Annotated in this window: 14 protein-coding genes; 8 read left to right on the top strand and 6 right to left on the bottom strand. The window is 69.3% G+C overall.

Features of this window, described 5'->3' with window-relative positions; all coding sequences use genetic code 11:
- Nucleotides 1-58: 58 nt before the first annotated feature.
- The 3 genes from BM145_RS12990 to BM145_RS12980 form a co-directional block, all read right to left on the bottom strand.
- Complete coding sequence (locus BM145_RS12990; RefSeq protein ID WP_093334080.1) at nt 59-676, bottom strand: glutathione S-transferase family protein; 618 nt, start codon at nt 674-676, stop codon at nt 59-61.
- Entirely contained in the window at nt 673-1,542 is an 870-nt protein-coding gene (locus BM145_RS12985) for a dienelactone hydrolase family protein (protein ID WP_093334079.1), read from the bottom strand. Before BM145_RS12985 ends, BM145_RS12990 begins: the two co-directional genes overlap by 4 nt.
- A gap of 148 nt (nt 1,543-1,690) precedes the next feature.
- On the bottom strand, nt 1,691-2,377 hold the full coding sequence (locus BM145_RS12980; protein ID WP_093334078.1) for a DUF1013 domain-containing protein: 687 nt from the start codon (nt 2,375-2,377) through the stop codon (nt 1,691-1,693).
- 251 nt (nt 2,378-2,628) lie between these two features.
- Here BM145_RS12980 and BM145_RS12975 point away from each other — a divergent pair, with 251 nt between their 5' ends.
- Nucleotides 2,629-2,883: a hypothetical protein gene (locus BM145_RS12975; RefSeq protein WP_093334077.1), complete on the top strand. Its 255-nt coding sequence runs from the start codon at nt 2,629-2,631 to the stop codon at nt 2,881-2,883.
- Between the two features lie 161 nt (nt 2,884-3,044).
- Here BM145_RS12975 and BM145_RS12970 read toward each other — a convergent pair whose 3' ends face one another.
- Nucleotides 3,045-4,046 (bottom strand): NAD(P)H-quinone oxidoreductase, encoded by a 1,002-nt coding sequence (locus BM145_RS12970; protein WP_093334076.1) that lies wholly within the window; start codon nt 4,044-4,046, stop codon nt 3,045-3,047.
- Between the two features lie 74 nt (nt 4,047-4,120).
- On the opposite strand from BM145_RS12970, the gene BM145_RS12965 reads away from it, so the two are divergent.
- The 3 genes from BM145_RS12965 (at nt 4,121) to BM145_RS12955 (ending at nt 8,514) form a co-directional block, all read left to right on the top strand.
- Nucleotides 4,121-4,315 (top strand): DUF1192 domain-containing protein, encoded by a 195-nt coding sequence (locus BM145_RS12965; RefSeq protein WP_093334075.1) that lies wholly within the window; start codon nt 4,121-4,123, stop codon nt 4,313-4,315.
- Between the two features lie 88 nt (nt 4,316-4,403).
- Nucleotides 4,404-6,725 carry an ATP-dependent Clp protease ATP-binding subunit ClpA gene (gene clpA / locus BM145_RS12960; RefSeq protein ID WP_093334074.1) on the top strand — a complete coding sequence of 774 codons (2,322 nt, stop codon included), beginning with the start codon at nt 4,404-4,406 and terminating at the stop codon, nt 6,723-6,725.
- Nucleotides 6,726-6,816: 91 nt separating this feature from the next.
- The gene (locus BM145_RS12955; RefSeq protein WP_245739330.1) at nt 6,817-8,514 is read left to right on the top strand and encodes a long-chain-fatty-acid--CoA ligase; all 1,698 of its coding nucleotides are present in this window, start codon (nt 6,817-6,819) and stop codon (nt 8,512-8,514) included.
- Here BM145_RS12955 and BM145_RS12950 read toward each other — a convergent pair.
- Both BM145_RS12950 and BM145_RS12945 read right to left on the bottom strand, forming a co-directional pair.
- Nucleotides 8,503-8,802: a type II toxin-antitoxin system RelE/ParE family toxin gene (locus BM145_RS12950; RefSeq protein ID WP_177200207.1), complete on the bottom strand. Its 300-nt coding sequence runs from the start codon at nt 8,800-8,802 to the stop codon at nt 8,503-8,505. The genes BM145_RS12955 and BM145_RS12950 overlap by 12 nt on opposite strands.
- Nucleotides 8,803-8,804: 2 nt before the next feature.
- Nucleotides 8,805-9,101 carry a hypothetical protein gene (locus BM145_RS12945; RefSeq protein ID WP_093334144.1) on the bottom strand — a complete coding sequence of 99 codons (297 nt, stop codon included), beginning with the start codon at nt 9,099-9,101 and terminating at the stop codon, nt 8,805-8,807.
- Between the two features lie 75 nt (nt 9,102-9,176).
- Here BM145_RS12945 and BM145_RS12940 point away from each other — a divergent pair, with 75 nt between their 5' ends.
- The 4 genes from BM145_RS12940 to BM145_RS12925 all read left to right on the top strand — a co-directional run bounded on the left by BM145_RS12940 (nt 9,177) and on the right by BM145_RS12925 (nt 12,633).
- Nucleotides 9,177-9,434, top strand: a complete 258-nt coding sequence (locus tag BM145_RS12940; protein ID WP_093334073.1) for an exodeoxyribonuclease VII small subunit — start codon at nt 9,177-9,179, stop codon at nt 9,432-9,434.
- 8 nt (nt 9,435-9,442) lie between these two features.
- Nucleotides 9,443-10,342, top strand: coding sequence for a polyprenyl synthetase family protein (locus BM145_RS12935; RefSeq protein WP_425441098.1), 900 nt, complete (start codon nt 9,443-9,445; stop codon nt 10,340-10,342).
- Nucleotides 10,343-10,519: 177 nt separating this feature from the next.
- The gene (gene coaD, locus BM145_RS12930; protein WP_093334072.1) at nt 10,520-11,017 is read left to right on the top strand and encodes a pantetheine-phosphate adenylyltransferase; all 498 of its coding nucleotides are present in this window, start codon (nt 10,520-10,522) and stop codon (nt 11,015-11,017) included.
- Between the two features lie 68 nt (nt 11,018-11,085).
- Nucleotides 11,086-12,633: a CoA-acylating methylmalonate-semialdehyde dehydrogenase gene (locus BM145_RS12925; protein WP_093334071.1), complete on the top strand. Its 1,548-nt coding sequence runs from the start codon at nt 11,086-11,088 to the stop codon at nt 12,631-12,633.
- The last annotated feature ends 14 nt before the right edge of the window (nt 12,634-12,647 follow it).

The raw sequence follows: 12,647 nt of genomic DNA, 5'->3' as shown, positions 1-12,647 counted from the left end.
ACGCCGCGATCTTCTTATCGCGACAACTTAACGGGCGCGAGAAAGTGCGGGTGATGGATCAGCTCGCCGCTGCCGCCGCCGCGTCGTCCAGCTCGCCCGCGCGCTTGAACGCGTCGCGCGACTCGATCCGTTCCAGATAGGCGTCGAACACCCCGTTCTGCGGCAGCAGCCCGAACCGCGTGTACCAGCCGATACCCGACCCGACATACACGTCCGCCGCGGTGAAGCGATCGCCCGCGACGAACCGCGTCGTCGCCACCGCCTGCTCCAGCACGCCCGCCGCCAGCGCGAAATTGCCGTATCCTGCCATGCGCTGCTGATCGGCGTCGGGCTCGACCCCCATCGACTTGTTGATGATCGCCGTCTCCATCGGCCCCGCCGCGAAGAACATCCAGCGGTAATAGGCCGCGCGCTCCTCGTCCGTGCGCGGTGCCAGCCCCGCTTGCGGAAAGGCATCGGCCAGATAGGCGCAGATCGCCGCCGTCTCGGTAACGACGCGGCCGTCATGGACGATCGCGGGCACCTTCATCATCGGGTTGATCGCGCGGTAATCGTCGCTCTTCATGCTGTCGGCGTAACCGAGCACGACGATGTCGTAGCTGGCGCCCGTCTCCTCCAGCATCCAGCGCACGATGCGGCCGCGCGATTGCGGGTTGGTGTAGAAGGTCAGGGTCACGCACGATCTCCCAGTTGCTTGGCGAACAAGGCGAGCTGGCGGTTCCAGGCCCGCTCCGCCTGCACCCGATCATAGGCGCGACCGTCGGGCGGGCACCAGCCGTGATCGGCGGGATAGACCTCGATCTCGGCGGGGGTGCCGGCGGCGGCGAAGGCGGCGCGCAGCACCTCCTTGTCGCCGGGCGCCCGCGCGTCGTCGTTCTGCGCCACCGCGAACAGGTAGCCGCCCTTCAGCTGGGGGACCAGCTTGTCGGGGCTGTCCGCCTCCGGCCCGACCAGCCCGCCGCCGTGGAACGACGCGCCCGCGCGCACCCGGTCGGCGCGCGCGGCGGCGGTGCGCACCATCATCGGCCCGCCCATGCAGTAGCCCGTGACGGCGAGGCCGCGCCTGGTGTCCACCTCCGTCTGCCGGTCGAGCCAGGAGACGAAGGCGTTGCCATCTTGCGTGGTCGCGGCGGGAGTGAGCGCAGCACGCCACGGCATGATCCGCGCGCGCACCGCCGGCTGGTCGAAACTCTCGCCCGCCGCCAGGAACGGCGCCCTGGTCGAGCGGTAGAACTGGTTAACCACCAGCACCGCGTAACCCGACTCGGCCAGCCGCCGCGCCATCTGCTCGAACGCGGGGCGCAGGCCCATGATGTCGGGCCAGATCAGCACGCCCGGATGCTTGCCGCGGGTCGGCGCCACGAAGAAGGCGTCGGCGGCGCCGTCGGGCGTGGCGATCGATACGGCGCGGCCGGCGACGGCCACCGCATCGGCAGGGGAGGGGAGCAGCGCAGCGATCCCCGCCGCTCCCAGCGCGACGCCCAGGTCGCGACGAGACAGACCGGCGCGGTCGTTGTCCTCGGCGGTATGTTCGTCGCACATCGGCGCTCTCCTTTGCGGGAGAGTCTAGGCCCGAAGTCGCCGTCTCTCAACCGTCATGCCGGGCTCGTGCCGGCATCCAGAGCCACGAGTGCGGCGCTGCCGGGCCCTAGACCCCGGAACAAGCCCGGGGTGACGCAATATGCGGGAATCAGCGCCGGAACGGGTCGTCGAACAGCGCCTGCGCGCGGCTGGCCGGATCGTCGCCGTGCAGCACCGCGTCGGCGTCGCGCGCCTGCTGCTCGCGTTCGGCGTGGAGCTGCGCGATCAGCGCCTCGCGGTCGCCCTGAAGGCGCGTGTCGGTCGGCGCCGCGTCCTCGCCCGTCGACTTGGCGGCCTTGGCCACCGCGGCGTCCAATTCGCGCTGCGTGGTCAGGCCCAGCGTCACGGGGTCCTTGGGCGTGATGTTCTGGATGTTCCAGTGGCTGCGGTCGCGGATCGCGGCAATCGTCGTGCGCGTGGTGCCGATCAGGTTGCCGATCGCGCCGTCGGTGATCTCCGGATGGTTGCGGATGATCCAGGCGATGCCGTCGGGCTTGTCCTGCCGCTTGGAGACGGGGGTGTAGCGCGGGCCCTTGGTGCGGCGGACCTGCTCGGGGCCCTTGGTCATCTGCAGGCGGTAGCTGGGGTCCGCCTGACCGCGATCGATCTGGTCCTGCGTCACCTCGTGCGCGCGCACCGGATCGCGGCCCGTCAGCTTGGTCGCGGCGGTATCGTCCGCGATCGCCTGCACCTCCAGGATGTGCAGGCCGCAGAAATCGGCGATCTGCTCGAAGGAGAGCGAGGTGTTGTCGACCAGCCAGGAAGCGGTCGCGTGGGGCATGAGCGGCTGGGCCACGGGGGAACTCCGGATACGAAAAGGGCCGCCCCTTGCCGGAGCGGCCACGCCATGGTGAGGACTTAGTGCGGAAGCGCCGCGGGAGCAAGGTTCGCCGCCACGCCGCGCCTGTTGCCCGCGCGCCACGCCGGCGCAGGAAAACCGCGGCCGTCATCGACTTGCAACCTTTCGCCGCCAACCGCCCGTTGACAGCCCGTGTCCCGACCAGGAGCGTCGCGCACCGGTTCACGTCGTTCGAAAGGGGTTTTTCCATGTTCCGTTTCAAGAGCCTGATCGCGGCCGCCGCCGCTTCCGCGCTGGTCGCCACGCCCGCGCTCGCCGCCGGCAACTCGGCACAGTCGCTGTCGGTCGCCCACGCCCGTGCCGCCGCGCCCCCGAAGGCCGGCGAGAAGATCGCCGAGGGCAGCACCGCCACCATCGTCAACATCGGCATCCTCGCCGCGCTCGCCGCCGTGGTGCTGCTGGTCGTCGCCGACGACGACGGCGACGATTCGGACAGCAACTGAGGTAATCGGCACCCCGGCGAAGGCCGGGGCCCAGTTGGGCGGACCTCCGCGACACTCACGCCGACCTTTCCAACTGGGCCCCGGCCTTCGCCGGGGTACAAGTGCTTACCAGAGGATGGTGGCGAGCATCGTTTATCGAAGGCTATCGCTACATCCTCCTTTCACCCCATCGTCAGCACGATCTTGCCGACATGGTCGCCCGCCTCCATCCGGGCGTGCGCCGCCGCCGCGTCCGCCAGCGGATAGGCCCGGTCGATCGCCGGCCGCAGCCGCCCGGCCGCGACGTGCGGCCACACCGTGCGCGACAATTCGTCGGCGACCAGCGCCTTGAAGCCCGCGTCGCGCGCGCGCAGCGTCGATCCGGTCAGCGTCAGCCGGCGGCGCATCACCTCCCAGATCGGCACCTCCGCCACCGCGCCGCGCTGCACCGCGATCGACACGTGGCGCCCGTCGTCCGCCAGGCAGGCGAGATTGCGCGGCAGGTAGTCGCCCCCGACCATGTCGAGCACCGCCTCCACGCCGCGGCCGCTGGTGATCGCCTTCACCTCCGCGACGAAGTCCGCCGTCTTGTAGTTGATCGCGTGCGCCGCCCCCAGCGCCAGCGCCGCCGCGCACTTCTCGTCGCTGCCCGCCGTCACGATCACGGTCAGCCCGAACACCCGTCCCAGCGCGATCGCCATGGTGCCGATGCCCGAGGTGGCCCCATGGACCAGCACGGTGTCGCCCTCGGTCGCGTAGGCGCGCTCGAACAGATTGGTCCACACGGTGAACAGCGTCTCCGGCATCGCCGCGGCCTCCACCATCGACAGGCCGTCCGGCACCGGCAGGCACTGGTCGGCGGGCGCGACCGCGTATTCCGCGTATCCGCCACCCGCGATGAGCGCGCACACCGGCTGGCCGAGCAGCTCGGGCGCCACGCCGTCACCCAGCGCGACTACCTCGCCCGCGATCTCCAGTCCGAGGATCGACGGCGCGCCGGGCGGCGGGGGATATTTTCCCTGCCGCTGCATCGCGTCCGGCCGGTTGACGCCCGCGGCGGCGACGCGGATCAGCAGCTCGCCCGCGCTCGGCTTCGGCACCGGCCGCTCGATGGTGACCAGCACCTCCGGACCACCCGGTTCGGCCGGGTCGATCGCCTTCATCGTGTCCGGGATCGAGGTCATGCTGTTCCCCCTGCGCGGTGGCCTGCGCCCGCCGCTTATTGACAGCGGGAAGCCGCGGGTCAACGCTGTCGTCCATGGATCTGGACGACGCCCCCGCCCGCCGCGACGACGTTTTGATGCAGCTCGTCCGCCAGGACCTCGACCCGCTGTCGGTGTCCGAGCTGGAGGCGCGGATCGCTGCGCTGGAGGGCGAGATCGCGCGCGTGCGCGACAAGATGGCCGCCGCGATCGATCATCGTGCCAGCGCCGACTCGCTGTTCCGGTCGTGAGGGTGAGGTTGCCTGCCCCCGGCTTGATGCGGCGCCGGTGGATGCCGACATAGGGATCAACGGGCCCCGCCCGAACGGAGTATCCTGAATGCCCTCTTTCGCCCCCGCGCTCGAGACCACGCTTCACAAGGCACTCGAAGCTGCCTCCAGCCGCCGCCACGAATACGCCACGCTGGAACACCTGCTGCTCGCGCTGATCGACGACGAGCACGCGTCCAAGGTCATGACCTCCTGCCACGTCGACCTCGGCGAGCTGAAGGCGACGGTTTCCACCTATCTCGATACCGAGCTCGATGCCCTCAAGGTCGAGGCCGCCACCGATCCGTCGCCGACCAGCGGGTTCCAGCGCGTCGTCCAGCGCGCGATCCTCCACGTCCAGTCGTCGGGCCGCGACGAGGTGACCGGCGCCAACGTCCTCGTCGCGCTGTTCAGCGAGCGCGAGAGCTACGCCGTCTACTTCCTCCAGCAGCAGGACATGAGCCGGCTCGACGCGGTCAGCTTCATCTCGCACGGCGTCGGCAAGGGCGGCACCGCCGAGGCGAGCACGCCCAAGGGTGCGGCCGACGAGGAGAAGCCGGCCAAGGGGCAGGAAAAGGGCAAGACGGAAAGCGCGCTCAAGCAGTTCACCGTCGACCTCAACGAGAAGGCGAAGATCGGCAAGGTCGATCCGCTGATCGGCCGCGGGCCGGAGGTAGATCGTACCATCCAGATCCTGTGCCGCCGCTCCAAGAACAACCCGCTCTACGTGGGCGATCCCGGCGTCGGCAAGACCGCGATCGCCGAGGGGCTGGCGCGCAAGATTGTCGAGGGCGAGGTGCCGGACGTGCTCAAGGAAGCCGTCATCTACTCGCTCGACATGGGCTCGCTGCTCGCCGGTACGCGCTACCGCGGCGACTTCGAGGAGCGGCTGAAGGCGGTCGTCAACGAGCTGGAGAAGCTGCCGCACGCGGTGCTCTTCATCGACGAGATCCACACCGTGATCGGCGCCGGCGCGACCAGCGGCGGGGCGATGGACGCGTCCAACCTGCTCAAGCCCGCGCTGTCGGGTGGCACGATCCGCTGCATCGGCTCGACCACCTACAAGGAATTCCGCAACCACTTCGAGAAGGATCGCGCGCTGCTGCGCCGGTTCCAGAAGATCGACGTCAACGAGCCGACGGTGGAGGACACGATCAAGATCCTCGCCGGCCTGCGCTCGGCGTTCGAGGAGCATCATTCGGTCAAGTACACGCCCGACGCGATCAAGTCGGCGGTCGAGCTGTCGGCCCGCTACATCAACGACCGCAAGCTGCCCGACAAGGCGATCGACGTGATCGACGAGGTCGGTGCGATGCAGATGCTGGTCGCGCCGAACAAGCGCAAGAAGACGATCACCTCGAAGGAGATCGAGGCGGTCATCGCCACCATGGCGCGCATCCCGCCGAAGAGCGTGTCGAGCGACGACAAGCAGGCGCTCTCCACGTTGGAGACGGACCTTAAGCGTGTCGTGTTCGGCCAGAATGCCGCGATCGAGAAGCTGTCGAGCGCCATCAAGCTCGCCCGCGCTGGGCTGCGCGAACCCGAGAAGCCGATCGGCAACTACCTCTTCACCGGCCCCACCGGCGTCGGCAAGACGGAGGTGGCCAAGCAGCTCGCCTCGATCCTCGGCATCCCGCTGCAGCGGTTCGACATGTCCGAATATATGGAGCGTCACTCGGTCTCGCGGCTGATCGGTGCTCCTCCCGGATATGTCGGTTTCGATCAGGGGGGCCTCCTGACCGACGCCGTCGACCAGAACCCGCACTGCGTCCTCCTCCTCGACGAGATCGAGAAGGCGCACCCGGACCTGTTCAACATCCTGTTGCAGGTGATGGACAACGGCCGCCTGACCGACCAGCACGGCAAGACGGTCGACTTCCGCAACGTCATCCTCATCATGACGACCAACGCGGGCGCCGCCGACATGGCGCGCGAGACCGTCGGCTTCGGCAATCTCACCCGCGAGGGCGAGGACGAGCAGGCGGTGCAGCGCATGTTCACGCCGGAGTTCCGCAACCGGCTCGATGCGGTGGTGCCCTTCGGCTATCTCCCGCCCGAGGTCGTGGCGCGGGTGGTGGACAAGTTCATCCTCGAGCTTGAACTCCAGCTCGCCGACCGACAGGTCCACATCAACCTGGACGACGCAGCCAAGAGCTGGCTGACCGAGAAGGGCTACGACAAGCTGTACGGCGCCCGCCCGATGGGCCGGCTGATCCAGGAGAAGATCAAGCAGCCGCTCGCCGAGGAGTTGCTGTTCGGCAAGCTCGTCCACGGCGGCGAGGTGACCGTGCGGATGAAGGACGGCGCACTCAGCTTCGCGATCGAGGCCGCGGCACCCAAGAAGCCGCGCAAGAAGGGCGGCAACAAGGCCGAGCCCGTCGAAGCGAAGTAATCCGGCAGGGGGCGGCGGTTGCCGCCGCCCCCACCCACGCCTCCGCCGCGCCGAGTTGCGCGACCGCCACGCCTTGCTTACACCCGTGTCAATGAGCACCGGTCAGCCCTCGCCCGCCGCCTATCGCCACCCCGTGCCGTGGGACGCCACGTTCGATCCCCGGTCGATGGTGGAATTGTTCGAGGAGATGGCGGCGCGGCAGGGCAGCGCGCCGCTGATCGACTTCATGGGCCGTCGCTACACCTACGCCCAGGTCCGGCACGCCGCCGACCGGGTCGCCTGCGGGCTGGCGGCGATGGGCTACGGCAAGGGCGATCGCATCGGGCTGTTCCTGCCCAACGTACCGCACTACCTCGCCGCTTACTATGGCGTGCTCAAGCTCGGCGCGACCGTTGTAAATTTCTCGCCGCTCTACACCGTCGCCGAGCTCGCCCACCAGGTCGACGACTCGGGCACCCGCCTGCTCTTCACCTTGTCCGCCACCGCGCTGCTGCCCACCGCACTCCGGGTGCTGGAGGCGAGCGGGCTGGAGCGGCTCGTCGTCGGTCAGGTCGCGGGCGCGCTGCCCCCGCTCAAATCGGTCGCCTATCGTCTCGCCAAGCGGCGCGAGGTGGCTGCGATCCCGCGCGACCCGCGCGTCACCCGCTTCTCCGCGCTGATCGCCAACAGCGGCGGCTGCGCGATGCCCACGCTCGATCCCGCCCGCGACGTGGCGCTGATCCAGTATACCGGCGGCACCACCGGCAGCCCCAAGGGCGCGATGCTCAGCCACGCCAACCTGTCCGCCAACGCGCAGCAGGTCGCCTCGCTCGATCCGGAGCGAGGCAGGGGGGTGGACCGCATCCTGGGCGTGCTGCCGCTGTTCCACGTCTTCGCCAACACCTGCGTGCTCAACCGCACCGTGCTGACCGGCGGTGAGATCGTGATGCTGCCCCGGTTCGACGCCGCGGCCACGCTCGCGGCCCTCGCGCGTACCGGCGCAACCTCGCTGCCCGGCGTGCCGACTATGTTCCAGGCGCTCCTCGATCATCCGGATACCGCCACCACCGACTTCTCCTCCTTGCGTATCTGCATCTCGGGCGGCGCCCCGCTCGCCGCCGAGCTCAAGCAGAAGTTCCGCGACGCCACCGGTGCGACGTTGGTGGAGGGCTACGGCCTGTCGGAGAGCTCGGGCGTCGTCTCCTGCAACCCGTACGAGGGGGAGCCGCGCGCCGGCTCGATCGGCCAGCCGCTGCCCGGTACGCGCGTCGCGCTGGTCGACAAGGAGGACCCGACCCGGCCGCCGCCCGCGGGCGAACCCGGCGAGATGGTGCTCGCCGGCCCGCAAATCATGATGGGCTATTGGAACCGCCCCGACGCCGACGCCGAGGTGTTCGTCGACACGCCTGACGGCACCCGCTGGATGCGCACCGGCGACGTCGGCCTGGTCGACCCCGACGGCTTCGTCCGCATCGTCGACCGGCTGAAGGACATGATCGCGGTCAGCGGCTTCAAGGTCTTTCCCAGCCAGATCGAGGCGGTGCTCCACCATCATCCCGCGGTGAAGGAGGCTTTGGTGATCGGCCTGCCCGATGCCTATCGCGGCGAGGTGCCGCGCGCCTACGTCACCCTGGAGGAGGGCGCCGAGGCTGACGGCCCCGCGCTCGCCGCCTGGCTCAACCCGCAACTCGGCCGTCACGAGCGCGTCGACGCCGTTATCGTCCGCGCCGCGCTGCCCAAGACCATGATCGGCAAGCTCAGCCGCAAGGACCTGATCGCCGAGGTGACGGCGCAGGCGTCAGCCGGGTAGCAGGCCCGACCAGTCGCGCCGTGCGTCGAGTACGCGCACGATCTGGACTGCGTGATCCGTTACGCAATACAGCAGGACATATCGGCGCTCGAAGGTGATCGAACGCATTTTCCGGCGGCCCACGGTTCGCGGTGAACCGCGATGCGGGAAGAACCCGAGCGTATGGGCGAACCGTTCGAGGCGATCGAGGTAAGCCGCGGCGATGTCCTCGTTGGCTTTCGCGGCAATCCAGTCATCGAGCGCTGCGACGTCGGCTTTGGCCGCGTCGAGGAAGATAACCTGTCGCACGATTATCCCTGAGCGGCGCGGGCCCGGCGATCTGCGGCGCGTCGTCGGATTTCCACGAACGCTTGGTCGATCGGCAGTGACGGCGCAGGATTGGCAAATGCCTCCTCCACCTTCTGCCGCAGCATCTCCTGAAAAGCCAGGTTTTCGAACATTTCCTCGGACTCCGCGCGCTCGCGGTCGAGCGCGCGGACTGCGTCCTGCATCACCTCGTCCATGGATTCGTACTCGCCCGTGGCCAAATGCTGAAGGGCATGGTCGGCCATGTCGCCGAGATCGATGCGGATTGCCGTGCTTGCCATGAACTCCGTGTAGCACACGCCTCCACGCCGCCGCCATCCTTGCCAACCCTCGACAGGCTGCCGTATCGGACGGCGATGGATACCGACACCGCAGCCGAAATCCCCGTCGACGGCCTGAGCTTCGAGGACGCGCTCAAGGAGCTGGAGCGGATCGTCGGCCGGCTGGAGAGCGGGCACGCGACGCTAGACGAATCGATCCGTCTATACGAGCGCGGCGACGCCCTACGTGCGCGCTGCGCCGAGCGGCTCGACGCGGCGCAGGCGCGGATCGAGGCGATCCGGCTCGACGCGGAAGGTCGCCCCGCCGGCACGCGCCCCTTCGCGGCCGCCTGAGCGACCCCGTGGCGACCCTGCCGTCCACGCTGCCGGAGGCGATCGCGGAGGTCGCCGCGGAGGTCGACCGCTGCTTCGACGCGCTGCTCGCCGTCCCTGCCGACCCTCGTGCGCGGCTGTACGAGTGCATGCGCCACGCCGCCATGAACGGCGGCAAGCGGCTGCGCCCGCTGCTCACCATCGCCGTCGCCGACCTGTTCGGCGTCGCCCGCGATTGTTCGGCCACCGTCGGCACCGCGATCGAGTGCATCCATGTCTACAGCCTGATCCACGACGACCTGCCGGCGATGGACGATGACGACCTGCGCCGCGGCAAGCCCACCGCGCACAAGGCGTTCGACGAGGCCACCGCGATTCTCGCCGGCGACTGCCTCCACGCGCTCGCCTTCGAGGTGCTGGCGGACCCCGACACCCATCCCGATCCCTTCGTCCGCGCCGAACTGGTGCTCGACCTGGCGCGCGCCTCCGGCCCGTCGGGCATGGCGGGTGGCCAGATGATGGACCTGGAGGCGGAGAAGACGCGCTTCGATCTCGCTACCGTGACGAGGCTTCAGCAGATGAAGACGGGCGCGCTGATCTGCGCCGCGGTGGAGGCGGGTGCGATCCTCGGCCGCGTACCGCCGGCGGCGCGCACGGGCCTGCGCGGCTACGCCCATGACTTGGGGCTAGCCTTCCAGATCGCCGACGATTTGCTCGATGCGGAAGGCGACGCGGCGGTGGTCGGCAAGGCGGTGGGCAAGGACGCGGAGGCGGGCAAGGAGACCTTCCTGTCGCTGATGGGCGCGGATCGCGCGCGCGCGCAATGCCGCATGCTGGTCGATCAGGCGCAGCAGCACCTCCACGCCTTCGGTGCCGAGGCGGACCTGCTCCGCGCGGTCGCCTCCTACGTGGTGGAGCGCGACCGGTGACGACCCGCAACGACGGCGGTCATCTCGCTGCGCGCTGGAGCCGTCCTCCGATCTCCTCGTCACCCGGGGCTTGTCCCGGGGTCCAGGGTCAAGCAGGGCCGTCGTGCGCGGCCCTGTATGCCGGGACGAGCGCGGCATGACGAAGGCATCAGTCGGTAAGCAGGGAAGGACACGCCTATGACCCCCCGCATCGGCGTCTATCCCGGCACCTTCGATCCCCTGACGCTCGGTCACATGGACATCATCCGCCGCGGCGCGACGTTGGTCGACCGGCTCGTGATCGGCGTCACCACCAACCCGTCCAAGTCGCCGATGTTCACCGTCGAGGAACGCATGGACACTGTCCGGCGCGAAGTGGCCGGTCTCTCCGGCGACATCACCGTCGTCCAGTTTGATTCGCTGCTGATGGACTTCGCGGTGCGCGAGGGCGCCCGCGTCATCGTGCGCGGCCTGCGCGCGGTCGCCGACTTCGAGTACGAGTATCAGATGGCCGGCATGAACCAGCAATTGAACCGGGAGGTCGAGACCGTATTCCTGATGGCCGACGTCGCGTTGCAGCCGATCGCCTCGCGTCTGGTGAAAGAAATCGCGCGCTACGGCGGCGATATCGGCAAGTTCGTGACGCCGGGCGTTCGCGACCAGGTGGTCGCCCGCGTCGCCGCGCTGCGGGGCTGACGCTCACGGGGTTGCGCGCGCCCGCGCAACCCGACAAAGCCTGCCGCAACGAGCACATAGGAGAGCGTATGCGGACGATCGATCACTTGATCGTGGGCCAGGGTGGCGGCGGTGCGGGTCGCACGGCCGACGTGTTCGATCCTAACACCGGCCGCGTGCAGGCGAGCGTCACGCTCGGCACCGCCGCCGATCTCGACCGCGCCGTGGCGGCCGCGAGAGGAGCGCAGCCCGGCTGGGCGGCGACCAACCCGCAGCGCCGCGCCCGCGTCATGTTCCGCTTCAAGGAGCTGGTCGAGGCGAACATGGACGAGCTGGCGCACCTGCTCTCGTCCGAGCACGGCAAGGTCATCGCCGACGCGAAGGGCGACATTCAGCGCGGGCTGGAGGTGATCGAATTTTGCTGCGGCATCCCGCACGTGCTGAAGGGCGAGTATACGCAGGGAGCCGGCCCCGGCATCGACGTCTACTCGATGCGCCAGCCGCTCGGGATCGGTGCCGGCATTACGCCGTTCAACTTCCCCGCGATGATCCCGCTGTGGATGTCGGGCGTCGCCATCGCCACCGGCAACGCCTTCCTGCTCAAGCCCTCCGAGCGTGATCCGTCGGTGCCGGTGCGCCTCGCCGAGCTGTTCTTGGAGGCGGGCCTGCCGCAGGGCATCCTCCAGGTGGTCCACGGCGACAAGGAGATGGTCGACGCGATCCTCGACCATGCCGCGATCGCCGCGGTCAGCTTCGTCGGCTCGTCCGACATCGCGCACTACGTCTACCGCCGCGGTGTCGCGGCGGGCAAGCGCGTGCAGGCGATGGGCGGCGCCAAGAACCACGGCATCGTCATGCCCGACGCCGATCTCGACCAGGTCGTCGCCGACCTGTCGGGCGCCGCCTTCGGCTCGGCGGGCGAGCGGTGCATGGCGCTGCCGGTCGTCGTCCCCGTCGGCGACAAGACCGCCGAGGCTCTCCGCGAGAAGCTGATCCCCGCGATCGACGCGCTCCGGGTGGGCGTGTCTACCGATGCCGAGGCGCATTATGGCCCCGTCGTCACCGCGCAGCACCGTCAGCGCATCGAGCAGTGGATCCAGACCGGCGTCGACGAGGGCGCCGAGCTCGTCGTCGACGGCCGCGGCTTCAAGCTGCAGGGGCATGAGGAAGGATTCTTCATCGGGCCGTCGCTGTTCGACCGCGTCACGCCCGCGATGTCGGCCTACAAGGAGGAGATCTTCGGCCCCGTCCTCCAGATCGTCCGCGCGCCCGATTTCGAGACCGCCGTCCGCCTGCCGAGCGAGCATCAGTACGGCAACGGCGTTGCGATCTTCACGCGCAACGGCCACGCCGCGCGCGAGTTCGCCGCGCGCGTCAACGTCGGCATGGTCGGCATCAACGTGCCAATCCCGGTGCCCGTTGCCTATCACACCTTCGGCGGCTGGAAGCGTTCGGCGTTCGGCGACACCAACCAGCACGGGATGGAGGGCGTCAAGTTCTGGACCAAGGTCAAGACCGTGACGCAGCGCTGGCCCGACGGCGCCGGCGCGGGAAGCGGGGGCGACCTGCCGCGCGGGTCCGAGGATGGCGGGCCGAGCCGCATCCAGGACGCGTTCGTCATCCCGACCATGGGGTAACCGCGATGACCGAT

Source organism: Sphingomonas rubra (assembly GCF_900115745.1).
GTDB lineage: Bacteria > Pseudomonadota > Alphaproteobacteria > Sphingomonadales > Sphingomonadaceae > Sphingomonas > Sphingomonas rubra.
Note: the sequence above shows the minus strand (reverse complement) of the source record. Positions and strands in the feature narration are given on the sequence as shown.

Bases quoted from the DNA above. Each gene is read 5' to 3' on its own strand.
- BM145_RS12985 (WP_093334079.1), bottom strand. From the start codon at position 1,542: ATGTGCGACGAACATACCGCCGAGGACAACGACCGCGCCGGTCTGTCT.
- BM145_RS12975 (WP_093334077.1), top strand. From the start codon at position 2,629: ATGTTCCGTTTCAAGAGCCTGATCGCGGCCGCCGCCGCTTCCGCGCTG.
- BM145_RS12970 (WP_093334076.1), bottom strand. From the start codon at position 4,046: ATGACCTCGATCCCGGACACGATGAAGGCGATCGACCCGGCCGAACCG.
- BM145_RS12965 (WP_093334075.1), top strand. From the start codon at position 4,121: ATGGATCTGGACGACGCCCCCGCCCGCCGCGACGACGTTTTGATGCAG.
- clpA (WP_093334074.1), top strand. From the start codon at position 4,404: ATGCCCTCTTTCGCCCCCGCGCTCGAGACCACGCTTCACAAGGCACTC.
- BM145_RS12955 (WP_245739330.1), top strand. From the start codon at position 6,817: ATGAGCACCGGTCAGCCCTCGCCCGCCGCCTATCGCCACCCCGTGCCG.
- BM145_RS12945 (WP_093334144.1), bottom strand. From the start codon at position 9,101: ATGGCAAGCACGGCAATCCGCATCGATCTCGGCGACATGGCCGACCAT.
- BM145_RS12940 (WP_093334073.1), top strand. From the start codon at position 9,177: ATGGATACCGACACCGCAGCCGAAATCCCCGTCGACGGCCTGAGCTTC.
- coaD (WP_093334072.1), top strand. From the start codon at position 10,520: ATGACCCCCCGCATCGGCGTCTATCCCGGCACCTTCGATCCCCTGACG.
- BM145_RS12925 (WP_093334071.1), top strand. From the start codon at position 11,086: ATGCGGACGATCGATCACTTGATCGTGGGCCAGGGTGGCGGCGGTGCG.